The sequence below is a fragment of the Dysgonomonas hofstadii genome (genome assembly GCF_014196915.1).
In the GTDB taxonomy this organism is placed as follows: Bacteria; Bacteroidota; Bacteroidia; order Bacteroidales; family Dysgonomonadaceae; genus Dysgonomonas; species Dysgonomonas hofstadii.
In genome coordinates this window covers 162,251-183,862 of sequence record NZ_JACIEP010000005.1, presented here as the reverse complement: position 1 = coordinate 183,862, position 21,612 = coordinate 162,251, and the positions used below count along the sequence as shown (strand labels likewise).

Here is a 21,612-nt window from a genome sequence, read left to right as displayed (position 1 = left end):
AAACAATAGTTTTATATTAGTAAATATATGAGGAATTCTTATCTATTTGTTAACAAGGGATCTGTTAACCAGTTCTTTGCCCACAAATTCAGGTATATGTTCTTCCATAACTTTTTCATTGTGTGTTTTTAACAGAATCAATATTTCATACATTCAAGACCAAACATGTACTGGCTCTGACTTTATAAACAATATCACCGTTTATAATGTTCAGTCTTTTTCGAGAATATTTACATCCTTTCACATATTCTCTTTTTTCAGTCTTATTCTCGAGAACTTAACACCATAGAATATGAGAGCCAAACTAAGCTTCTCCTATTGGCCCGTTATTTATCGGTGGCAGGAAACCTGCTGAATTATCAGCAGATATAGGACCGTTCTGAGACTCAAATCTATTGATATTTTCATTCAATGCATATAATAGCCTTTTGGCATGTTCGGGCGTCAATATAATACGTGATTGAACTTTTGCTTTCGGCAATCCCGGTAGGATGCGGACAAAATCAATGACAAATTCGGATGAAGAGTGAGCTATTATGGCAAGGTTTGAATAAGTACCCTGTGCTATATCTTCAGGAAGTTCTATTTGTATCTGGTTGTCTTGTCCGTTGTTATTTTCCATGTTCCGATCTTTTTTAATAATTCTATTTGTTTCTTTTCTATTAAATATCCTTTAACACAAAGAAAGTCAAATATCACCTAAAATCAAAGTAAGTCATACATATTTTATAACACAAATATATAGATTTACCCTGTACTCAGGACACCTTTGTTTTTCTCCGTTCGTCCATCTCTGATTCATCCTGAACCAAGGGTATTACAACAGCCTTCCTCTTCTTTCTGAGCACAATTATCTGGGCTATTGTACCTATTACACCCAAGCCGAGCATAACAAATCGCATTGTGCCATAATCGAATACGACAAAAGCTGTAATACTAATCATTACCCACATAATACCGATAGACACAAGAAGCCCTTTGATACTAAAACCTTTGTTAACCCTATTTATATAAGGCCCCGTTAATTTATTTTCGAGAAGCTTCTTATGTAAACGAGGCGATCCTTTGGCAAATAAAACGCCGGTAAGCAGGATGAATGGTGTGGTAGGAAGTCCCGGGGTAACAATCCCCAACAGTCCCAGACCTAAGGAAATCAATCCCAACCCAATGTATATATATCTAATCATCGTGTATTATTTGTATTTTCCCGTTTTCGGGTTAAGCAAAGGAATAAAAAAAGAATGATATTATCTTTGAAATCATAGATCAAATATATCTATATCTGAAAAATATCCTATTTTTATATGATCAAACCTTAAAGATTATGAAAAAGACATTACTTCTAATTGCATTTTTCTCTTTGGCTATAATTATCAATGCTCAAAAGAATTTCAATTTGTCCAGATCGGAAAAAAGGATAAGCTATAGTAGCTATAATAATTTTGCATTTCTCGATTCGCGCCCCAATCCTGATGATATGGGTTTTGTATTAACCTCAATATTTAACAAATATACTCCTGTTGCTGTTGAAAAACCATTATCGGAACAATTCTATTATACATTTTTGAGCATAATAGATAGTACTGCCCAATCGGGGACTATTTTAGTACAGTTAAGAAATTTAAGATTCAGGGAAGAAACGGGATCTACATCCGAAAAAGGTTTCTGCAATATCCGGATGTCGCTTTATGAAGAAAAAGACAGTGCCTTTCATTTTATAAATACAATCGACACGATCGTCATGGTAAAGGCTATGGATGTTACCGGAAAATTGCTGGAAACAACATCGAAAATTATCGTCTCCCAACTCCGGAAAAATCTCGCATTCCGTGCCGAAGATTATTCCATGCCGTTTACCTTAGATGATCTGGCCAACATAGATGAACTTGAGAAAAACAGTATTCCGATATATAACACAGATGTAGTAGCGGACGGATTATACCCTGATTTCAAATCGTTTGCTTATCAAACACCGTCACATACACAACTACAGATAAAAAGGGATCACGGTATAATACAAGAGATAAAGATACCCCATCCCGAAAAATCCGGCAAATGGAAAAAGATAAAACCAAAAGATTATTATATAGTAGTGGTTGATAGTAATCCATTCCTTATGCATGCAAATAGTTATTTCCCTATCATTTTCGAGAATGGTAATTATTTCGTCAGGACTTATATACCAAACAATAATAATGTCAATATAAACGGAATACAAATTGGGCTGGCTGTTGGCTTTGGCATGATCGGGGGATTAGTCGGAGGCTTGTTTTTCAATACTACCACAACAGGTAACGGCACAGAACTTGCTACTGCCAAACTTGATCATATAAATGGAGATTTCATAATTCAATAAAATAAAACAAACACCTAAACATCAACCCATTAAATACTAATATAATTAAAAAAAGGGATAATAACATCTGCATTTAACAAAAAAGCAGTATCTTTGAACCCGAAAAATGCAAAATCAGAATGGCCTTAAGCGTAAGGGGTTCGGATTTTGTTCCCAAAAATTGGGAGGCCGCGTTCTATTTCTGTGAGGCATTGGAGCAAGGCTTTAGTGGTAACCTAATGATTATTTTATGAAGTATTTGAAGTATTTCCTGATAGCGGGGATAGCTATTATCAGTTTATCATCCAACACATCAGGCACTTCTAGTCTTTCGGAAGGTATTTATCCGGGAAACCTGTTTCCTGATATTAAAAATTTAGAAAACGAATCAGGAACAAAAATTAATTTATCTGATCTGAAAGGTCAAAAAATATTGGTGAATTTTTGGGCGGCTTATGACGCTTATTCGCACAAGGACAATGTTCTTCTTTCCCATGTGATCGAATCGAAAAATTATCCGGTGCAAATGATATCAGTATCTTTTGACAAAGTTGAATCGGTCTTTGAAAGAACTCTGAAAATGGACAAAATTGATCCTTCGTATCAATTCTTAGTTAAGAACGAAACATCTTCAGACCTATTCAATCAGTTTCGCTTAGAAAAAGGATTTAAAAATTACCTGATAGATGAAAACGGGGTAATTATTGCGATGAACCTTACAGCAAGCGATTTGGATCAGATATTGAACTAGAAAAAGAATTTTCACTTATTATTAAAGCGCTTCATTTCCAGTAAATGAGACGCTTTATTCTTTTTTAGCAGTTTGTGGAGCAAACTGGTATAATTGTTGTTCTCTTTATTCTGTAAACTTACAATAACAACAAACTAAAGATGGCAGGCAAAAAACAAAATACACAAATAAGCAAAGGATTAATAGCAAAGACTCTCGACTGGGCATACTCAAAAGCTGTTGTAGGCTTTAGCGGGGTAGACTCTGCTTACGATCTGGGCAATAGTTACCTGAATCAACATGGGACATTGGAACAACAAGTAGATTCACTGATCAAATGGCAGGTGGCTAAAGCTGCTACCAGCGGATTCGTTACCGGACTAGGAGGAATAGCAGTTATGCCATTAACCGTTCCTGCAAACATAGCAAGTGTTATTTATGTCCAGATCCGTATGATCACGGCTATAGCCTATATGGGTGGACATGACATAAACGACGATCGTGTGAAATCGCTTGTTTACATATCAATGGCCGGAAACGGAGCAAAAGAATTGTTGAAAGACATCAGTATAAAAGCCGGAGAAAGAGCGCTAACCAAAGCAATAGAACAGATCAGTATCAAACTGACATCGAAAGCCGGAGAGAAAACAGCAACCTCAATCAGTAAGGCAGTACCCGTACTTGGTGGAGTTGTAGGGGGCAGTTACGATGCCATTACAACCAGAATCGTAGGTAAAGTGGCAAAAAAAATCTTTATCGAAAAACAATCCGGTAAAGATCCCATTTATAAATTGGATTAATTCTAGTCTGCTTTAATTGTGCCTATCGGCCTGCAATTTGCCCCTTCTGTTTTTGTAATATTATCACCTAAATCTTCTCGGGCTACATTTGCCGCTTTCATCAGCATATCGGCTATTACAGGATATTGCCCGATCACATTATAGCGTTCGCCCGGATCACGGCGCAAATCATATAATTCATAATCCTTCAATTCAAAGAATTCCTCCACTTTACCCGGTTGCCCGTCATTTCCGGAAGGATATAAGGTATAAGTCCTGTGTTTATGAGGAAGTATCAGTTTGAATGTGCCGTCTGTCACAGCTTCCAGATCATTTTTTCGATAATAGTAATAAAAGAATTCATGAGGCTTAAACTTTTCTCCTTTTAGTAACGGCAGAATGCTTACCCCATCGATCTTATTTTTTGGTAAATCCGCTCCGCTTATATCGGCGAATGTGGGTAATATATCCATATTGATAGCCATTGTATTACAGACTGTCCCTGCTTCAACCTTGCCTTTCCAGTAGATAATACATGGCACGCGGTTGCCTCCATCGAATGTAGTGCCTTTACCTTCCCGCAATCCTCCTGTTGATCCGGCATGATTACCATAATTAATCCATGGGCCATTATCGGAAGTCAGTATAATCAGTGTGTTTTCTTCCAGATTGAGTTCTTTCAGAGTTTTCAGTATTTGCCCCACACTCCAGTCTATCTCCATCAGCACATCGCCATACATACCCTGCTCGCTCTTTCCTTTGAATTTCCCGGAAACAGCTAAAGGAACATGTGGCATCGGATGTGCCAGGTAAACAAAGAACGGATTATTCTTATTCTTCGTGATAAAGTTAACAGCCCTATTGGTAAAATCGGTTGTGAACTGCGATTGGTCTGTGTTATAGCCTATCACTTTATTCCCTTCAATAGTGGGCAGATCCGGGAATTTCTGCTGCGGATGATTTGGCCACATATCGTTTGAATACGGAATACCGTAATACTCGTCGAATCCATTTTGCAAAGGGAGGAACGGCTCTAAATGTCCTAAATGCCATTTACCATAAGCAGCCGTTGCATAGTTTTTCTTCTTCAGTACTTCCGCTATTGTTTCTTCATCGGCATTTATTCCGGTTTTAGCGCTCGGCCCCGGCGCCCCGCTAAATCCAATACGGTTGGGATAGCATCCTGTAAGTAAAGCTGCACGAGAAGCCCCACTAACAGGCTGCGCCGCCAGAAAATGGGAAAATTGCATCCCCTCAGCGGCCATTTTATCAATATTAGGAGTGGTATAACCCATTGCCCCCTTATATGAAAAGTCGCCATATCCGCAATCATCAAGATTTATCAGTACAAAATTAACTTGCTGCTGAGCGTAGACTGAAAGTGAATAGCCTGATATAGCTAACAATACGAGCTTATTCTTCATAGTATTTATATTTAACTGGTAATCTTACAATCTCAATCCGGTCGATTCCTTAAATTTCACGCCTCTTTGCCTTGCTCTTTCAAATATAGCCTTCGCCCTCTCATTATCAGGATCGATCCACGACATACAGTCAGTAAGCACGACAATCTTTTTCGCAAGTTCGCCACACTCATCCAAGATATCATTCAACGAATTGGCGACACAATAGTCGGCTGCTTCGCCAATCAGGTATACTTCGTCGTATCCGTTCAGTTTATTCAGCAATTTTGTGTTCAGATACGTTTCAGGCTCATCCTCCCACTCCACTGCAGCCCTGAATATACTGTAATGTTCGGTAGACTGTGAAAATCCTTTATAGAAAAGTTCATAATACCTGTCGTTTCTCACAGCCCACTTCGACAGGCAATCAGTAAGTATCGGGTCTATAGCCCATCCCGTAGTACCCAGAATGCAATGCATCGGCCAGATGGTGCATACATCACCTTTTGCTTCCAGTCGCTCGAGATAGATTAAAGCCCTGTCTTTATTATATTGCGGAATCCATTTGCCGGCTTCCACATCATCGGCACTTAACACAGAAAATAAAGGGGGATTACGCTCATCTTTATCTTTCCAATAAATCTGATGGGCAATATGTATCGGTTGATGTGAATCGAGAGTAAGGGCAATATAATCTATTTTCCCCTGATTGGTAAGGATGAAATCGGCTATACGGATCACATCCGAATCGGCATGTTTAACAAACAATGAACCCGAAGGTGATGTAAAATCATTCTGAAGGTCGATACCCAGTATAGCAGTCTTTTTCATAAAATTGTATTTAGTATAACAAATATAAGAAAAGCTGAGAGGTAAGCCAAACTTGCTTGAGCTTATACGAGGTGCATCCCAATATTATTATACCAATCAGTAGATAAAGTAGTTAATAACATATATACTTAACTACTAATAAGCGAAACGAGTGGTGATTCCTTTGACTACCCTTTTATTTCAGATGCTTTATATATGCCCTGCGCATTTTGTGATTCTCGGCACTAAACCCGTCCCACAATGACGCAACCTTGTTATTCATCTCAAGCTCGGGATTCGATTCGGCCCATTGAAAGCCACACTTGTATGCCGACGGGATGAAATCGTTGAAAACAATCGCATTTACACCTTTTCCCTGATATTCGGGATCAACACCTATCAGCAACAAATCGATAACAGGGTTCTTTTTGCTTTTAAGGTCTTTGATAAGATGATACCAGCCAAAAGGGAATAATTTACCTCTTGATTTGATCAAACCTCTTGATAGACTTGGCATTCCTATACCAAAACCGACTACCTCATCAGTTTCTTCTTTTATGATGATAGACACAATGTCCCAACGCAACAGGGGGACATACATTTTCACATAATGGTCTATCTGCTTTTGAGTTAGCGGAGCAAACCCATAAAGAGGTTTGTATGCTTCATTCATCAGGTTGAAAAGCCTGTCGATATACGGAGTTATTTGTTTCAGGCTTTTAAATTTCAATACTTTCAGTCCATATCTTTTAGCCACCATGTTAGCGATGCGCTGATGCCTTTCAGGTACAGAATCGGGTACGGGAATACGGTATTCATTCCAGTCGGCATCTTTTACATAGCCTATGCGTTCTATTTGCTTTTCATAGTATGGATAACTATACTTTGTCGCCATAGTAGATACCTTATCGAAACCTTTGATTAAAAGGCCTTCAGGGTCGAGATCGGTAAAACCCATTGGGCCGATAATGGCATCCATCCCTTTGTCCAAAGCCCATTTTTGGGCAGCAGCAAATAATGCGTCAACCACTTCGTTATCATCGATAAAATCGACAAAACTAAAACGGGCTTCCTTCTTGTCCCATGTCTTATTTGCATTATTGTTGATAATAGCGGCTATACGTCCTACAATCTTATTATCCCTGTATGCCAGAAAAAGCTGCATCTCACAGAAATCGAATGCAGGATTCTTTTTCAGATCCAATGTGTCCAGTTCGTCTAAAACCAGCGAAGGAACATAATAAGGAGAATCTTTGTAAAGATCGTTTATCGGAAATTTCACAAAAGCTTTTTTCAGCTTTTTGTCGTTATTGTCGATTGCTTTTATGGTTACTGACATAGTTTATTTATTTTCTCTAAAAGTAGCTACATAGGTTTTTCAGACCTGCAAATATATAATTTTTTATAAGGATTACCACATGAAATCGTTTTCCGACACAATATAATCCATTTTAATATCCTTTTCCCCTATAGGAATCTGATCGAATAACTGGAAATCGAAGCATACGCCCATGCGTGGAGCTTTCAGTTTGGGCAACAGGCGGTCGTAGAATCCCCGTCCCCGTCCCATACGGTTCATACGGCGGTCGAAAGCCATACCGGGAACGATCACCAGGTCGACTTTATTATAATCAGTGAAATCCTCACCAATGGGTTCCATTATACCATATGATGATTGCTGAAATCCGGTTGATGGACTATACCGGCGAAAACGCAGGTCATCTCCATCTACAACAGGCAGGTAGAATTCTTTTTCCTGTTCCCATTTACGAATAAAGTCCAACGTGTGGACTTCATCTTTGAGGTTATTATAAATAAAGATTTTTTCAGCTTCCTGAAATATACCTGTAATTTCTACAATGGAAAGTACTTCCAGCGATTTGTAATATAATTCGTCCTGTGTGTATCCTTTCTTCAGGGTCAAAATCTTTTTCCGTAATTTATCCTTTTCCTGTTGTACTTTATTCATCTGCTATACAATTCGGTTGCGGAACTGTTCGTCGTCAATGAAGAATGGGAATTTTAAGTTGCCTGCCGAATTCTCACTCAGACTCTTCAATTTCCCTTTATCCAGATATTGTTCTTTACCGATAGCTTCCGGAGTCGCTTTATTGGCTTTTATCAACCTTATAGCTTCTTTTATTATCATATCGTCTTTCTGGAAGATTGGATAGAAACCATCGTCTCCATATATATTGCGGATAACAAAGGCAGTCAGCTGAGTTTGCAGCAACTTACGTGCTTCTTCTATCAGATATGGCTGGCGGCGAATCCCCTTGCGGTATGCATATTCTACCAGGTTATCTACCAGCGGTTGTCCCGACAGATACTTGGCGGCTTCTTCCCACGAACCGAAATCTTTCAGGCGTTCCCTGTTGTTTTCTGTGTAATTAAATGCATATTCACGCATCATACCACTGTTGGCAACACGTAGGTAATAAGAATTAACTCCGGCGGTGTCCTGTGCTACAAAAACATCAGACAATATTCCATCGTCACCATATACCGGACGTCCTGCGGTGGTGTGAAATAATGGCAGGTTATCAAGTTTGATGCTGTCCCGGTTGCCGAATTCCCCCCGTTTATAGCGGTTTATCAAATCCATATCGTAATCGGAGCGGTCACCTTGTGTGTATGCTTTCTGTATGCATCTTCCCGACGGAGTATGGTAGCGGGCGATAGTAAGTCGCATTTCTGACCCGTCTTTAAACTTGAACGGGCTTTGTACCAGTCCTTTGCCGAAGGAGCGGCGTCCTACGATCAGTCCACGGTCGTTATCCTGCATAGCCCCTGCAAATATCTCGCTGGCTGAAGCGCTACCTTCATCGATGAGGACTACAAGTTGGTTCTCTTTGCATGTTCCCGAGCCGTCTGCGAATACATTTTCGCGAGGATAGGCACGCCCCTCGGTATAAACGATCAGATCGCCGTTTTTAAGGAACTCATTACTCATCATGATGGCGGCTCCCATATAGCCTCCTGTGTTTTGTTGCAGGTCGAGGATAAAAGATTCGCATCCCTGACTTTTCAGTCTGGCGATGGCTGTGATAAATTCATTGTGAGTTTCGGCTCCGAACCTGGTTATTTTGATATAGCCGATCTTGTCATCCATCATGTATGCCACAGGCACAGTCTTTACTGGTACATCGGCACGGGTAACTTCAAACGAGATGGTGTCTTTGCTTGTGCCTCTCTTTATTCCCAGCTTCACTTTCGAATTTTTAGGTCCGCGTAGTTTACGGAATACTTTATCTTCTGTCAATCCGTTTCCTGCGAACAGGCTGTCATTAACATATACGATCCTGTCGCCCGGTATGATACCCACTGCTTCGGATGGCCCGCCTGGTATCACATTCACAATGGCCACGGTGTCTTCCTGCAACATGAATTCAACACCCACGCCACTGAAATGGCCGTCAAGCTCATTTCCCGTCAAAGCCATATTTTCGGCAGAGATATACGATGAATGCGGATCAAGCCCTGAAATGATAGTAGGGATGGCACTTTCCACCAATGCGTTTACATTCACTGTATCCACATAGGCTTTGTTGATATATTCGAATATTGTTTCCAGCTTCTTATTTCCTCCACTGCCGCCAAGAAAGCCGCGCACAGGAGTAAATACCGAGAACATATTACCTATAAGTATACCTGCGCCAATGCTTAATGCAATGCAGAGCGGTAGCCACACATATATGGCTTTGCTTCCTTTCTTCTCTGGTTTTTTATTTATCGATTGGTTTACAGCCTTGTATGATGGGTTTTCGATTGGCCCGTCTGTCCGGTTGTAATAGTCTCTTTCATTTTCCATTTATTCTGTCCGATTCGTCTGTTATTGTTTCTATATCTATATATATGACTTCTATTCCGGCACGTTCGAGCAATGCGGCGCCATCTGTACGTCTGTACTTTTGGCTATAAACCACACGTTTGATACCTGCCTGAATAATCAGTTTTGCACATTCTATACATGGAGAGGTAGTCACATACATAGTGGCACCCATACTACTGTTGTGTGAACGGGCTACTTTTGTTATCGCATTGGCTTCGGCATGCAGTACATAGGGTTTAGTCTCGCCATTCTCGTCCTCGCAAATATTTTCGAAACCGGATGGTGTCCCGTTATACCCGTCCGAAATAATCATCTTATCCTTGACAATCAGTGCACCCACTTTACGGCGTTGGCAATATGAGTTTTCGGCCCAAATAGAAGCCATACGCATATAACGTTCGTCAAGCAGGTGTTGTTTATCTTTCTCCATTATTTTAGTTCCTTTTTTCGCAACGCAAAGATAGTGAAAAGTTAACGAAATCTATTCTTTAGCCCCTTTTTTGTAGGACGATGATATGAAAGTAATATTTTATTGGGTTGTTATCAAATCTGTGCTGAATTATCTATACTGGAAAACGGCCACCTAACCCCCGTAGGGGGAATAGCCTCCCCTGTGGGGAGGTTGGAGGGGCCTCTAAAAACAAAAACTATGGCTAAGTACACAGAAGAACTAGTATCGGAAATCATCTCATTGATCGAATCCGACATTTACACAGTAAAAGAACTATGCATGGTGGCGCGTATCTCCCGCGAAACCTACTACCAGTGGCTCGACACCAAACCCGAGTTTAAGAAAGCGGTGGATGAAGCCATGCGCCAGCGGGACGAGATGCTGGTGTCCATCGCCCGTGCTTCGCTTCGCAAGAAACTGGAAGGTTATACACTGGAAGAAGAAAAAGTGGTATATGAACCCGCCAAAAGCAATCCGCATGTACAGATAGAAAAATCACGGGTGGTAAAGAAGAAACAATATCCGCCGAACTTAGCGGCAATCAAGTATGTGCTGGAACAGGAAGAAAAACGCAAGGAGAAAGAAGCGGCAGAAAAGCCGAAACTACGGCAGCAAATTATTTATGTAAATAACCAGCATGAGGCCGACTTGTTTATTAAACTGGATAAGCACCTGAACGGGGAGGATAGCCAGGTCATCAGGATGGCGACCGAAGAGGAGAGGGAGAGAATTGAGAATGATGAAAGAATGAGAATAAATGAAGAATGAAGTCGTTGTTAACTGATTACTATTTACTGAATCTGTCAGGTTTGTCAGGTTTTGAAAAACAGTTACGGGTTACAAGGTTGTTAGCTGATTACAGCTGACTGAATTGAAGAACCGGCATAATCAATAATTTATCGGGGATGTTCTGTAATAAAGATTTAATGCGTAAATTTGTGCCCCGAAACTAAGAGCCTGTTTAAATTTTAGCGAAAATTTTATTATAGGCTCATACAAATAATTGACTCCGTCGATTCTTCGAATTCTTTGCAACTTTTTTATGCTCTTTTTAGCGTCTTTTTTATATTTTTCTCCCGGTCTAGCCCGCTAAACCAGCGGGTAAAATATAAAAAATCCATCTGAAAATTGCTATAAAAAAGATTTGCTATAAAATTTAAACAGACTCTAAGAAATTGGAACATGAAAAGTGAATGTGTGAACATGATTAAAGAGCATCCTTTCAAGGCTCATCCCTGGCATGGAATACCGTATGGTGATAAAGCACCGGAAGTTGTAACCTGTTTTATAGAGATTGTGCCTACCGATACCGTGAAATACGAAGTGGACAAGGCAACCGGTTATCTGAGCATTGACCGTCCGCAGAAATATTCGAATATAATACCTGCTCTTTATGGCTTTATTCCGCAGACTTACAGTGCCGGCCGGGTAGCAGAAATTACAAATATTGCTCTTAACCGTACCGATGTGGAAGGAGATAATGACCCTGTGGATATCTGTGTGTTGACGGAAAAAGACATTACACATGGTGATATAATAGTAAAAGCGAGACCGATAGGAGGTTTCCGGCTTTTAGACCATAATAAGGCTGATGATAAACTGATCGCTGTATTAGAGGGTGATGCCATTTATGGCGCTTTTAAAGATATAACAGATATTCCTATTCAGGTAATTGACAGGCTGAAACATTATTTTACCACATATAAAGACCTGCCCGGAGATAAATCGCCACGATGCATACTTACCGATATTTATGATGTAAAAACAGCTCATGAGATTATCCGCCGTTCGATAGAAGATTACGACAACACATTCAGGAATGTCAGGTAAGAAAAAGAAATATTTTGTAATTTTTATACTATCGGCGATACTGCTTCCTTGTATTTGCCTTGTTTACGGATACTACGAAGCCCGAAATATTGTATTGAGGGAGATGGTCTTCTCCGATCCCGATATACCGGAATCCTTTGTAGGAAAGAAAATTGTATTTATTTCGGATATTCATTGTTGCAAGACATTTACCGAAAAAGATGTTGCCCGGCTTGTAGAACGGATTAACGAACGAAATGCCGATATAGTTATTATAGGAGGAGACCATACGCGCAAAGACACAACTTATTATAATCCGTTTTTCAGGGAAATAAGCAAACTGAAAAGCAAACATGGCGTTTTTACTGTACTGGGTAATCATGACCATTGGGAAAACGCCGGATTTATACAACAGGGACTGACCGATTGCGGGTTTAATGTCTGTGATAACCGGTCGTACTGGATAAAGGAAGGCAACGACAGCATTAAGATTGGCGGAGTAGGAGATTACTGGGAAGACGATCAGTTATTAAATAATACAATAGACGATGTAAAATCATCGGATTTTTGTATCCTTCTTTCACATAATCCTGATTATATAGAAGAACTGGAAACCGATAAGGTTGATCTGATGTTATCCGGACATACTCACGGTGGACAGATTACATTTTTTGGCCTTTGGGCTCCGGTCATGCCAAGTACAGGTCATCCCGAATTTCCTCAGACGGGACAGAAATACCGCTATGGATCGAAGGAAAAAGACGGTGTGAAACTTTATGTGACTTCCGGTATAGGGATGGGGGGGTTCCGTTCCGTTTTTTTGCTTCGCCCGAGATAGTGGAAATTATATTGAATAAATAATGCTAATTTATCTGGCTGTTAACATATCCCGTTGATATTAAAGAACTTCGCTTTTCAGATTATTTTTCTCTAACTGAATATAGTTATAATCTATCAATTTTACATTGCTGATAAATAAAAACTATATATATTTGCACCATAGTTATAAATATTATTTATTTAATCAAAACGTTTTTTCTATGGAACCAATTATCAATTCGAAATTACCTGAGTTCAAAGTACAAGCTTATCACAATGGCGCTTTCAAAACCGTATCCAGTGAGGATGTAAAAGGAAAGTGGGCTATCTTCTTTTTCTACCCTGCCGACTTTACATTTGTTTGTCCTACCGAACTTGTCGATGTAGCTGAAAAATATGACCAGCTTCAGGCGATGGGTGTAGAAGTATATTCTGTGAGCACCGATTCGCACTTTGTGCATAAAGCATGGCACGATGCATCAGATAGTATCCGTAAAATTAAATATCCTATGCTGGCCGACCCTACAGGCGTACTGAGCCGTTCGTTCGGTGTGATGATCGAAGAAGAAGGTATGGCTTACAGAGGTACTTTCCTTGTAAATCCGGAAGGGCAGATCAAAATAGCAGAAATTCACGATAACGGCATCGGACGTAATGCTGATGAATTGCTTCGCAAAGTAGAAGCAGCTCAATTTGTTGCTACTCACGATGGTGAGGTTTGTCCTGCAAAATGGAAGAAAGGCGAAGAAACTTTGAAACCAAGTATTGATCTTGTTGGTAAGATCTGATTCATTATAATTCGGGTAAGGCCAACAATTTACTGTTGGTCTTATTTTTTACTTAAAAACTAAGGATAAAACAACTATGCTGGACTCTTCTTTGAAAGATCAGTTGCGTACACTTTTCGCAGATCTCCAAAATGATTATATATTCGATATATCGGTATCTGGTCAGCATGAATCTTACAACGAACTGACTGGTTTGCTGGATGATGTAGCTTCATGTTCGGATAAGATATCAACTAAAATAAATACTGGTAATGCCCTGGAATTCTCTATTCTGAAAAACGGGGAAAACACAGGTGTAAAATTCCGGGGAGTGCCGAACGGGCACGAATTCACATCTTTGCTTCTGGCCATTCTCAATAGTGACGGCAAAGGGAAAAATATCCCCGATGAATTTATAGTAAGCAGGATAAATGCCCTGAAAACTCCGATTCACCTCACAACCTATGTATCACTGACCTGTACAAATTGTCCCGATATTGTGCAAGCCTTGAATGTAATGGCAATACTTAATCCCGGTATTTCACACGAGATGGTAGACGGGGCTATCAACCAGGAAGAAGTGGATGCTTTGAAACTGCAAGGTGTACCTGCTGTTTTTGCCGATGGTCAGTTATTGCATGTGGGCAGAGGCGATTTGGGCGAATTACTTGCGAAACTGGAAAATCAATATGGTATTCAGGAGCAGGAATCAGATACCGAAAAGATCAGGAATTATGATGTGATAGTCGTTGGCGGCGGGCCTGCCGGAGCTGCCGCTGCTATATACTCTGCACGTAAAGGATTGAGTGTGGCTTTGCTTGCTGAACGTATCGGCGGGCAGGTAAAAGAAACCGTAGGGATTGAAAACCTGATTTCCGTACCCAAAACTACAGGCGAAGTACTGTCCAATAACATAAAACTTCATGTACAGGATTATCCGATTGATGTACTGGAACACCGCAAGGTAGAACGGGTGGAGACCGAAGGTTTGCAGAAAACAGTATATGTAACAGGAGGTGAAGTCTTTATTGCTCCGGCTTTGATTATAGCTACTGGAGCGAGTTGGCGTAAACTGAATGTTTCGGGCGAAACAGATTATATCGGTAAAGGGGTGGCGTTTTGTCCACATTGCGACGGGCCTTTTTATAAAGGCAAACATGTGGCCGTAGTCGGCGGAGGAAATTCAGGAATAGAAGCTGCTATAGATTTGGCCGGGATCTGCTCGAAAGTGACTGTGTTTGAATTTATGGACGAGCTGAAAGCCGACAAGGTGTTACAGGAAAAAGCCAAAAGCCTGCCAAATGTAGAAATTATCCTTAGCGCGAAGACTACAGAAGTCGCTGGTAATGGGGAAAAGGTTACAGGCATTCATATTATAGACCGCAAAACAGAGGAAGCGAAGAAGTATGACCTTGATGGCATATTTGTTCAGATCGGACTGGCTGCCAATAGCGGGGTATTTAAGGATGTAGTGGCTGTAAACCGTTTCGGTGAAATAGAGGTAGATGCTCATTGCCGTACCAATATACCGGGAGTATATGCGGCCGGAGATGTAACGAATGTACCTTACAAGCAAATAATAATTGCTATGGGAGAAGGTGCGAAAGCTGCCTTATCAGCTTTTGAAGACCGTATCCGTGGAGTACTTTCGTAAGTTAACTCTAAAAAATTAAATAATAAGCAATCCTTATGGGGTTGCTTTTGTTTATAATTGTTCTTCCAGATCCTCTTCCACCACCTCGGGAGGAGTATCGATGAGTTGTGCTTTCCGTTTCTTATTGCGCCTGAATATAATAATGAGATATACAATCGTTACCACGGATGCGCCGCATAGCAGGTAAACACCCGAACCGATCTTAGGCAATTTATAGAACAGATTAAACGATACGATAAGTGCAAAAAAACCGGTAACCATCAACAGGATGCGGGCTATCCTTGGTTTTGCCAGAAGCCACAGGCTCATCACGATAAAGCTGAATAAGGGTATCAGGTATATTATATAAGTAGTATAAACAGATTCTTTATTTTTAGAGAAGAATTTGAAAAAATTGGTCACTTTGGTCATTTTTTTCTGTATGTCGGGAATATCCCAGCCTACTACCTTCACCAGCCCCATGTCGAGCCATGGCAGGAAAAAAGCAATAATAAACAACAATGCGAGTAGTAATTCGAACGAGACGTACCTGTTAGTTTTTTCCATTATAGTTCTATTTCGTCGGCCGAAATATAGCCGTGTGTTATGCAATAAAATATAAGCCCCGATACGGTTTTTATACCCAGTTTGGCCGTAATATTCTTGCGGTGCGAAAGCACGGTATTCAGACTGATGTTCAGCTTGTCGGCAATTTCCTTGTTCAGAAACCCGAGCGCCACCAGTCTCAACACATCCATCTCGCGCTGAGAGAGAGCCTGTGCCCTGTGCGATTTCTGGTTATGATTGGCAGCTATCAGCCCTTGCAGGTCTTCAATACCCGATTCGGACAGTTCATCCATCATCGGTTTCAATATCTTCTCCCTGATGCGGTTGTGTTTTTCCAGATCTTTTTGAAAGCTATCTATCGTAAAAATAACAGCATAGCACATGTTTTCATTGAAGTTCCCCGAAATATGCTTGATTATAATACTCTTCAGATCGGTGAGCAGCGCCAGCGGAGTATCTCCCTTTACCATACCCTGCTCGATCTGGGCAACCAGTTCGTGTTTGAATTCATTAAAAAGCCTGCATATCAGTTTCAATTGTGCATTATTCTGGTCACTCATCGACAGGAAAGCATTCAGGTGTTTCTCCAGATTGTGCAACTGCCCATGTATCAGATAAGCGTCGGTTTGCTTGATATATCCGATAACCATCTCTATGTCGAATTTCTGAAGTTTCTTTTCCGGGAAATATTCTTCATTGAGAAATGTATTCAGTATCGCCAGAAAGAATTCAGGATTGATATTAGCCGTATGGCATATATCACCTATAGTCCTGTCTCCCAGGCCAAGTTTAACCCCAAAGCGGTTGATAACAGGAATCAATTGGTGATTTTCTTCAACGACTTCCGATAATATAGATGATGTTTCTAAAAAAAGCATTGATCTCAGACTTCAAAAAATTTCGACAACAAAATTACATATTAATTTGGAATAGTATTCTTAAAATCAAATTATCTGCCACACGAAATCATAAGTTTAATCTATAATTCAAATCACAGTTATAGATTTTGACAATATAGAGTTAAAAACAATTTATGGTAATTATTGGCTAAGTGTTAAACAAATATCGGAATATGATTGTTAAATTTGTAACAACATAAGAAACACTCTTTATTATGAAAAGAATATTTTTTGCATGTATAACGTTTGCTTTACTTATCACAGGTAATGTAAACGCACAAAATAATGATAATGACAATAATAACAATCAAAAAACAAAAGCTATGAAATTTGAATTACCAAAGTTGCCGTATGCAACAGACGCATTAGAGCCGGTTATCGGGAAACAGACAATAGAATTACACTGGGGCAAACACCTTCAGACTTACATCAATAACCTGAACAACCTGATCCAGGGAACCAAGTTTGAAAACGCTGATCTGGAAACTATTGTAAAAGAAAGCGATGGCGCTATTTTCAACAATGCAGGACAAACGTTAAACCACAATATATATTTCCTTACTTTCAGTCCTAACGGTGGCGGAGAGCCTAAAGGAAAACTAGCGGAAGCTATTAATGCAAAATGGGGTTCTTTCGAAGAATTCAAGAAAGAATTTAATGCTGCCGGAACAGCAGTATTCGGTTCGGGCTGGGTATGGCTAGCCAAAGATAAAGAGGGTAAACTGGAAATCACTAAAGAAGCAAACGCAGGAAACCCGATCACAAAAGGTCTTACTCCGCTATTAGGATTCGATGTATGGGAACATGCTTACTATCTTGATTACCAAAATCGCCGTGCAGACCACTTGGCTGAGCTTTGGAAAATAATCGACTGGAGCACAGTAGAAGCACGCTACTGATCTGATTAAATTAAAATATATAAACAGAAGGCGATCTTTATAATAAAGATCGCCTTTTTCGCATTCAGACCTTTATAAGATTAATAATAGTAGTATCTAAAGATTCCGCGATATTCAGCAAAGTACCGATGGTGAGATTGGTTCTCCCCGACTCTATCCTGCTCATATTCGACTTTTCATAATTACAACGTGCAGCAAGTTCTGCTTGCGTAATATTTTTCTCCTCTCTTATCCTCTTGATATTCTGCCCTATAGCAATAAGCAATTCTTCTTTTTTCATAACCTTCGATTATCATATTTGATAACTAAGGAAAGATTATTACCTTTGCACATGGTTATCATATATGATAACATCTGAATATTAACTAAATATCCATTGTATGAAAAACTATTATTTGAAACATTATTCAGTACTGATAATTCTGGTATACTTTTTTGGTTTTACCGCATGTAGCAGTGATGACAACGAAGAGAAAGCCATCGAAGTTCCGGAAAAGGAACAGCTTGTTCAAACTGTTTACGCCGATGGCACCGAAGGCAAGAGTGGAGTAACCTTCACTACAAGTGGAGCCTGGACATCATCGATAGTGGAAACGACACAAAAATCGACAGGTAATACCCAGGCTGATTGGGTAAGCATAAGTCCGGATAACGGAAATAAGGCAGGAACATATACTATCTCTATCTCTCTAAGTCCCAATTATACGGGAGCCGACCGTTCTTCCACCATTACGATTGTTTGTGGTAATGATAAAATTGAAATAAAAGTAACACAGACCGGCAAAACCGCAACAGGTGAAATACCAGAAGAGAATGATGACGTGGATATTTATGTGGCGGGGGAAGATGGTGACCGGGCTGTATATTGGAAAAACGGAAATAAAGTTGTGTTGAGTAATCTATCGTCTGAAGCTAATTCCATCTTTGTATCTGGCAGTGATGTATATGTGGCAGGAAGAGAATGGGGTGTGGACGGATCCAGTGCCGTAAGCTGCTACTGGAAAAATGGACAACGCACATCTTTATCAGCTTATTCGGTTAATTCTATTTTTGTATCAGGAAATGATGTATATGTAGCAGGAACAATATCTGGAGCGGGCTATAATGCCCGTTATTGGAAAAATGGAAAGGAAATGCAATTGGATGGAAAAGGATACGACGCTAATTCTGTTTTTGTTTCAGGTAATGATGTATATGTAGCAGGAGGAAGTTATAGTATAAGTGGAGAGTATGACATTTATAATCAACAAGCTTGTTACTGGAAAAACGGACAACAGATCGTTTTAGACGAAAGCCGCTATTGCCCTGTAGCGACATCTATCTTTGTTTCGGGTAATGATGTTTATGTCGCTAGCGATGGTGGCTATAATGAAGACAAACAAACATGTTTTGTCAGATATTGGAAAAATGGAAAAGAAGTAATAGTAGAAGAAAGTGATAGTCCTACTCATAGAACGTCTTTATTCGTATCAGGCAACGATGTATACATGGCTGGAGCTCAACGATCTGCTGGAGGAGGAGATGTTTATATCGCCAAATACTGGAAAAACAGGGAAGCTATTATTTTAACAGACTATTCCGATTCCGACCCAGAGGAGGAGGCATCTTCTATATATGTTGTAGACAATGATGTGTATGTTGCAGGATCAGTATGGAATAGTAAAACAGAGTCGCTGAATGCAGTCTATTGGAAAAACGGTAAAATAGTAAAACTAGGTAATTCGGATTATTCAGAAGCCAACTCCATTTTTGTCGTAAAAAAATAATTATCCGATGAGAAAGATTTATTTATTAGCTATTATACTGTTTTGTTGTCTTGCGATACAAGCTCAGGCATCCAAGCCAAGAGGAACATATTTGAATTTCAACTATGTGTCTTCAAAACTAAAAAACACATCAGATAAAAGTTCGTTAAAAAACAATTATGGTGCAGCCATAACAATTGGACATACTTTTTATCTACATAAAGAACCATTATGGAATATGGTTCGCTTTGGAATTGACTGGACTATTTTCGACCTGAATTTTTCACAATATTTCGACACCTATTTTGATGATTATGAAGATGATAAAGTGAAAATCTATCAGGGTGAAGCAGGTATGCATGTTGGTCCGTCAATCACCGTAACCCCTCTCAATGGACTAAATATAAGTGGATACTTTCGCTATGCCCCTTCTTATGCAGCCATATATGACGATTATTCCGAGAATTTTTCCGGAACATATGGCTCTTTTTTCGTTTCAGGACTATCGGTATCTTATAAATTGATATCTCTTGGTATAGAAAACCGTTGGGGTAGTGCAAAATATAAGTTCGACTATGAGGAGGATGAATATGAAGAACCTACTTCTTATAAGCAAAAACTGAAAACATCAGGCGCCCGGTTTTATTTAGGTTTCAGATTCTAACTATTTTATTTTTAAACACATATCAAATACACATTTATTTAACAGACAGAAACTTAGAGCCTGTAAGAAAAATTTTCGCTAAAATTTGAACAGACTCTTATATTGTGCGAATCAGCAGTTCAATATGAATCAATTAAGATCAGAATTTCCACTGCTCCGACGTCTTTGCCGAACCGGAAGTAGACACTCCGGCGCCTTTATAATATTTCAAGGCCTCGGGCAGGTCTTTTTGTATCTGCTGGATACGGGTATTATCCGAAGGGTGGGTACTCATAAATTCGGGTGTACTACTACCCTGCTGCGACATACGTTGCCAAAATGCGGCGGCCTGGCTCGGATCATATCCGGCCATTGCCATAAATATCAGTCCAAGCTGATCTGCTTCGAGCTCCTGTTTACGCGAATATGGCAATAAAACACCATACTGGGCTCCAAGTCCCATGGCTACAGCGGCAGCCTGTTGTACCCCTGCAGAAGTGCCGCCAAGAGCCGCACCAACTGCTGCCGTACCATACTGTGCCGCCATCTGGTTGCTCATACGTTCATTCGCGTGTTTGGCAACAGCATGCGCTACTTCATGCCCCAGTACTACGGCAAGTCCAGTTTCATTTTGGGTATATGGCAGAATACCTTCATATACCACAATCTTTCCACCCGGCATACAGAAAGCATTTACATCGGCACTCTTTACCAGGTTGAATTCCCACGAATAAGATGCCAATTCATCGGCATATCCGTTATTTTTCAAATAGGTTTCTACTGCATTAGCAATATTTCTCCCCACTTTTTGCACCAATGCTGTATTAGCCTTGTCTGTAGAAACAGGTGCAGATTTTATAAACTCGTCGTATTGTTGTAAGCTCAGGGTCAACACTTCCTGATTAGAAACCAGAGACAGTTGTTTTCGTCCTGTGAGAGGCACACTACTACAGCCTGCAAATAAAATCGCAGACGCTACGACAGATAATAACAGATGTTCTTTTTTCATTCTTGTCTAGTTTTGTTTGTAAAAGTGTTATTTACTTTATTTCTTATTTTGTTCTTTCAACAAATCACGTATTTCGGTAAGCAGCACTTCTTCCTTGCCGGGAGCAGGAGGTGTAGCAGGTTCTTCTTCTTTCTTATTCTGCAATGCATTAATGCCTTTGATAGCAAAGAATATTGCAGTTGCTATGATCACAAAATCGAGTATTGTCTGGATAAATGTTCCATAGTTAATAGTTACGGCAGCAGCATCTCCGACTGCATCTTTCAACGTAAACTTTAACTCTGTAAAATTCATACCTCCCAATAAAATGCCAATAGGTGGCATAATAATATCGCTTACCAGTGATGATACTATTTTTCCGAAAGCTCCACCGACGATAACACCGACTGCCATATCGACAACGTTACCACGCATCATAAAGGCCTTCAATTCTTTTAAAATTGCCATTTTAGTTTATCTTTTCTAATTTGTTAATATATTAT

Annotated in this window: 24 protein-coding genes; 11 read left to right on the top strand and 13 right to left on the bottom strand. The window is 39.9% G+C overall.

Translation table 11 applies throughout. From position 1 onward, the window contains the following. Positions 1-304: 304 nt before the first annotated feature. Both GGR21_RS08250 and GGR21_RS08245 read right to left on the bottom strand, forming a co-directional pair. Positions 305-622 carry a DUF3467 domain-containing protein gene (locus tag GGR21_RS08250; RefSeq protein WP_183306732.1) on the bottom strand — a complete coding sequence of 106 codons (318 nt, stop codon included), beginning with the start codon at positions 620-622 and terminating at the stop codon, positions 305-307. Positions 623-758: 136 nt separating this feature from the next. After that, positions 759-1,187 (bottom strand): YbaN family protein, encoded by a 429-nt coding sequence (locus GGR21_RS08245; RefSeq protein WP_183306731.1) that lies wholly within the window; start codon positions 1,185-1,187, stop codon positions 759-761. Positions 1,188-1,324: 137 nt separating this feature from the next. Between GGR21_RS08245 and GGR21_RS08240 the strand changes: the two genes are divergently transcribed. The 3 genes from GGR21_RS08240 (at position 1,325) to GGR21_RS08230 (ending at position 3,865) form a co-directional block, all read left to right on the top strand. Continuing rightward, positions 1,325-2,356 (top strand): hypothetical protein, encoded by a 1,032-nt coding sequence (locus GGR21_RS08240; protein ID WP_183306730.1) that lies wholly within the window; start codon positions 1,325-1,327, stop codon positions 2,354-2,356. Positions 2,357-2,585: 229 nt separating this feature from the next. After that, positions 2,586-3,086 (top strand): peroxiredoxin family protein, encoded by a 501-nt coding sequence (locus GGR21_RS08235; RefSeq protein WP_183306729.1) that lies wholly within the window; start codon positions 2,586-2,588, stop codon positions 3,084-3,086. Positions 3,087-3,226: 140 nt separating this feature from the next. After that, positions 3,227-3,865, top strand: coding sequence for an EcsC family protein (locus tag GGR21_RS08230; protein ID WP_183306728.1), 639 nt, complete (start codon positions 3,227-3,229; stop codon positions 3,863-3,865). Between the two features lie 2 nt (positions 3,866-3,867). Here the strand turns inward: GGR21_RS08230 and GGR21_RS08225 are convergent, their stop codons facing one another. The 6 genes from GGR21_RS08225 to GGR21_RS08200 all read right to left on the bottom strand — a co-directional run bounded on the left by GGR21_RS08225 (position 3,868) and on the right by GGR21_RS08200 (position 10,319). Continuing rightward, positions 3,868-5,268, bottom strand: a complete 1,401-nt coding sequence (locus GGR21_RS08225; RefSeq protein ID WP_183306727.1) for a sulfatase family protein — start codon at positions 5,266-5,268, stop codon at positions 3,868-3,870. A 24-nt stretch (positions 5,269-5,292) separates the two neighbouring features. Further along, on the bottom strand, positions 5,293-6,078 hold the full coding sequence (locus GGR21_RS08220) for a cysteine hydrolase family protein (RefSeq protein ID WP_183306726.1): 786 nt from the start codon (positions 6,076-6,078) through the stop codon (positions 5,293-5,295). A gap of 175 nt (positions 6,079-6,253) precedes the next feature. Continuing rightward, positions 6,254-7,396 carry a hypothetical protein gene (locus GGR21_RS08215; RefSeq protein WP_183306725.1) on the bottom strand — a complete coding sequence of 381 codons (1,143 nt, stop codon included), beginning with the start codon at positions 7,394-7,396 and terminating at the stop codon, positions 6,254-6,256. Between the two features lie 72 nt (positions 7,397-7,468). Continuing rightward, the gene (locus tag GGR21_RS08210; protein ID WP_183306724.1) at positions 7,469-8,026 is read right to left on the bottom strand and encodes a 5-formyltetrahydrofolate cyclo-ligase; all 558 of its coding nucleotides are present in this window, start codon (positions 8,024-8,026) and stop codon (positions 7,469-7,471) included. A gap of 3 nt (positions 8,027-8,029) precedes the next feature. Beyond that, positions 8,030-9,868: a S41 family peptidase gene (locus tag GGR21_RS08205; RefSeq protein ID WP_183306723.1), complete on the bottom strand. Its 1,839-nt coding sequence runs from the start codon at positions 9,866-9,868 to the stop codon at positions 8,030-8,032. Beyond that, positions 9,858-10,319, bottom strand: a complete 462-nt coding sequence (locus GGR21_RS08200; protein WP_183306722.1) for a deoxycytidylate deaminase — start codon at positions 10,317-10,319, stop codon at positions 9,858-9,860. Before GGR21_RS08200 ends, GGR21_RS08205 begins: the two co-directional genes overlap by 11 nt. 219 nt (positions 10,320-10,538) lie before the next feature. Between GGR21_RS08200 and GGR21_RS08195 the strand changes: the two genes are divergently transcribed. From GGR21_RS08195 to ahpF, 5 genes are all read left to right on the top strand, one after another. Next, positions 10,539-11,108, top strand: coding sequence for a bacteriophage terminase small subunit (locus GGR21_RS08195; protein WP_183306721.1), 570 nt, complete (start codon positions 10,539-10,541; stop codon positions 11,106-11,108). Between the two features lie 414 nt (positions 11,109-11,522). Further along, complete coding sequence (locus GGR21_RS08190) at positions 11,523-12,170, top strand: inorganic pyrophosphatase (protein ID WP_246348032.1); 648 nt, start codon at positions 11,523-11,525, stop codon at positions 12,168-12,170. Next, positions 12,160-12,987, top strand: coding sequence for a metallophosphoesterase (locus GGR21_RS08185; RefSeq protein WP_246348031.1), 828 nt, complete (start codon positions 12,160-12,162; stop codon positions 12,985-12,987). Before GGR21_RS08190 ends, GGR21_RS08185 begins: the two co-directional genes overlap by 11 nt. A gap of 202 nt (positions 12,988-13,189) precedes the next feature. Next, a complete protein-coding gene (gene ahpC, locus GGR21_RS08180; RefSeq protein WP_183306720.1) occupies positions 13,190-13,756 on the top strand; it encodes an alkyl hydroperoxide reductase subunit C in 567 nt (188 codons plus the stop codon). 76 nt (positions 13,757-13,832) lie between these two features. Continuing rightward, positions 13,833-15,389 carry an alkyl hydroperoxide reductase subunit F gene (gene ahpF / locus GGR21_RS08175; protein ID WP_183306719.1) on the top strand — a complete coding sequence of 519 codons (1,557 nt, stop codon included), beginning with the start codon at positions 13,833-13,835 and terminating at the stop codon, positions 15,387-15,389. Between the two features lie 51 nt (positions 15,390-15,440). On the opposite strand, the gene GGR21_RS08170 is transcribed toward ahpF, so the two are convergent. After that, the gene (locus GGR21_RS08170) at positions 15,441-15,935 is read right to left on the bottom strand and encodes a hypothetical protein (protein ID WP_183306718.1); all 495 of its coding nucleotides are present in this window, start codon (positions 15,933-15,935) and stop codon (positions 15,441-15,443) included. Next, positions 15,935-16,813, bottom strand: coding sequence for a LuxR C-terminal-related transcriptional regulator (locus GGR21_RS08160; RefSeq protein WP_246348030.1), 879 nt, complete (start codon positions 16,811-16,813; stop codon positions 15,935-15,937). Before GGR21_RS08160 ends, GGR21_RS08170 begins: the two co-directional genes overlap by 1 nt. 344 nt (positions 16,814-17,157) lie before the next feature. Between GGR21_RS08160 and GGR21_RS08155 the strand changes: the two genes are divergently transcribed. Beyond that, on the top strand, positions 17,158-17,733 hold the full coding sequence (locus GGR21_RS08155; protein WP_183306891.1) for a superoxide dismutase: 576 nt from the start codon (positions 17,158-17,160) through the stop codon (positions 17,731-17,733). A 64-nt stretch (positions 17,734-17,797) separates the two neighbouring features. Here GGR21_RS08155 and GGR21_RS08150 read toward each other — a convergent pair whose 3' ends face one another. After that, on the bottom strand, positions 17,798-18,013 hold the full coding sequence (locus tag GGR21_RS08150) for a helix-turn-helix domain-containing protein (RefSeq protein ID WP_183306717.1): 216 nt from the start codon (positions 18,011-18,013) through the stop codon (positions 17,798-17,800). Between the two features lie 100 nt (positions 18,014-18,113). Between GGR21_RS08150 and GGR21_RS08145 the strand changes: the two genes are divergently transcribed. Beyond that, complete coding sequence (locus tag GGR21_RS08145; protein ID WP_183306716.1) at positions 18,114-19,499, top strand: BACON domain-containing protein; 1,386 nt, start codon at positions 18,114-18,116, stop codon at positions 19,497-19,499. A 7-nt stretch (positions 19,500-19,506) separates the two neighbouring features. Further along, a complete protein-coding gene (locus GGR21_RS08140) occupies positions 19,507-20,142 on the top strand; it encodes a hypothetical protein (RefSeq protein ID WP_183306715.1) in 636 nt (211 codons plus the stop codon). A gap of 139 nt (positions 20,143-20,281) precedes the next feature. Here GGR21_RS08140 and GGR21_RS08135 read toward each other — a convergent pair whose 3' ends face one another. After that, positions 20,282-21,130 carry a M48 family metallopeptidase gene (locus GGR21_RS08135; RefSeq protein ID WP_183306714.1) on the bottom strand — a complete coding sequence of 283 codons (849 nt, stop codon included), beginning with the start codon at positions 21,128-21,130 and terminating at the stop codon, positions 20,282-20,284. Positions 21,131-21,166: 36 nt separating this feature from the next. Continuing rightward, positions 21,167-21,577 carry a large-conductance mechanosensitive channel protein MscL gene (gene mscL, locus GGR21_RS08130; RefSeq protein ID WP_183306713.1) on the bottom strand — a complete coding sequence of 137 codons (411 nt, stop codon included), beginning with the start codon at positions 21,575-21,577 and terminating at the stop codon, positions 21,167-21,169. Between the last annotated feature and the right edge of the window lie 35 nt (positions 21,578-21,612).

Excerpts from the sequence above, each read along its gene's own strand:
- GGR21_RS08215 (WP_183306725.1), bottom strand. The coding sequence starts at position 7,396 with ATGTCAGTAACCATAAAAGCAATCGACAATAACGACAAAAAGCTGAAA.
- GGR21_RS08145 (WP_183306716.1), top strand. The coding sequence starts at position 18,114 with ATGAAAAACTATTATTTGAAACATTATTCAGTACTGATAATTCTGGTA.
- ahpC (WP_183306720.1), top strand. The coding sequence starts at position 13,190 with ATGGAACCAATTATCAATTCGAAATTACCTGAGTTCAAAGTACAAGCT.
- GGR21_RS08245 (WP_183306731.1), bottom strand. The coding sequence starts at position 1,187 with ATGATTAGATATATATACATTGGGTTGGGATTGATTTCCTTAGGTCTG.
- GGR21_RS08250 (WP_183306732.1), bottom strand. The coding sequence starts at position 622 with ATGGAAAATAACAACGGACAAGACAACCAGATACAAATAGAACTTCCT.
- mscL (WP_183306713.1), bottom strand. The coding sequence starts at position 21,577 with ATGGCAATTTTAAAAGAATTGAAGGCCTTTATGATGCGTGGTAACGTT.
- GGR21_RS08205 (WP_183306723.1), bottom strand. The coding sequence starts at position 9,868 with ATGGAAAATGAAAGAGACTATTACAACCGGACAGACGGGCCAATCGAA.
- GGR21_RS08200 (WP_183306722.1), bottom strand. The coding sequence starts at position 10,319 with ATGGAGAAAGATAAACAACACCTGCTTGACGAACGTTATATGCGTATG.
- GGR21_RS08140 (WP_183306715.1), top strand. The coding sequence starts at position 19,507 with ATGAGAAAGATTTATTTATTAGCTATTATACTGTTTTGTTGTCTTGCG.
- GGR21_RS08135 (WP_183306714.1), bottom strand. The coding sequence starts at position 21,130 with ATGAAAAAAGAACATCTGTTATTATCTGTCGTAGCGTCTGCGATTTTA.
- GGR21_RS08185 (WP_246348031.1), top strand. The coding sequence starts at position 12,160 with ATGTCAGGTAAGAAAAAGAAATATTTTGTAATTTTTATACTATCGGCG.
- GGR21_RS08220 (WP_183306726.1), bottom strand. The coding sequence starts at position 6,078 with ATGAAAAAGACTGCTATACTGGGTATCGACCTTCAGAATGATTTTACA.
- GGR21_RS08190 (WP_246348032.1), top strand. The coding sequence starts at position 11,523 with ATGAAAAGTGAATGTGTGAACATGATTAAAGAGCATCCTTTCAAGGCT.
- GGR21_RS08210 (WP_183306724.1), bottom strand. The coding sequence starts at position 8,026 with ATGAATAAAGTACAACAGGAAAAGGATAAATTACGGAAAAAGATTTTG.
- GGR21_RS08225 (WP_183306727.1), bottom strand. The coding sequence starts at position 5,268 with ATGAAGAATAAGCTCGTATTGTTAGCTATATCAGGCTATTCACTTTCA.
- GGR21_RS08230 (WP_183306728.1), top strand. The coding sequence starts at position 3,227 with ATGGCAGGCAAAAAACAAAATACACAAATAAGCAAAGGATTAATAGCA.
- GGR21_RS08150 (WP_183306717.1), bottom strand. The coding sequence starts at position 18,013 with ATGAAAAAAGAAGAATTGCTTATTGCTATAGGGCAGAATATCAAGAGG.
- GGR21_RS08235 (WP_183306729.1), top strand. The coding sequence starts at position 2,586 with ATGAAGTATTTGAAGTATTTCCTGATAGCGGGGATAGCTATTATCAGT.
- GGR21_RS08160 (WP_246348030.1), bottom strand. The coding sequence starts at position 16,813 with ATGCTTTTTTTAGAAACATCATCTATATTATCGGAAGTCGTTGAAGAA.
- GGR21_RS08195 (WP_183306721.1), top strand. The coding sequence starts at position 10,539 with ATGGCTAAGTACACAGAAGAACTAGTATCGGAAATCATCTCATTGATC.
- GGR21_RS08240 (WP_183306730.1), top strand. The coding sequence starts at position 1,325 with ATGAAAAAGACATTACTTCTAATTGCATTTTTCTCTTTGGCTATAATT.
- ahpF (WP_183306719.1), top strand. The coding sequence starts at position 13,833 with ATGCTGGACTCTTCTTTGAAAGATCAGTTGCGTACACTTTTCGCAGAT.
- GGR21_RS08170 (WP_183306718.1), bottom strand. The coding sequence starts at position 15,935 with ATGGAAAAAACTAACAGGTACGTCTCGTTCGAATTACTACTCGCATTG.
- GGR21_RS08155 (WP_183306891.1), top strand. The coding sequence starts at position 17,158 with ATGAAATTTGAATTACCAAAGTTGCCGTATGCAACAGACGCATTAGAG.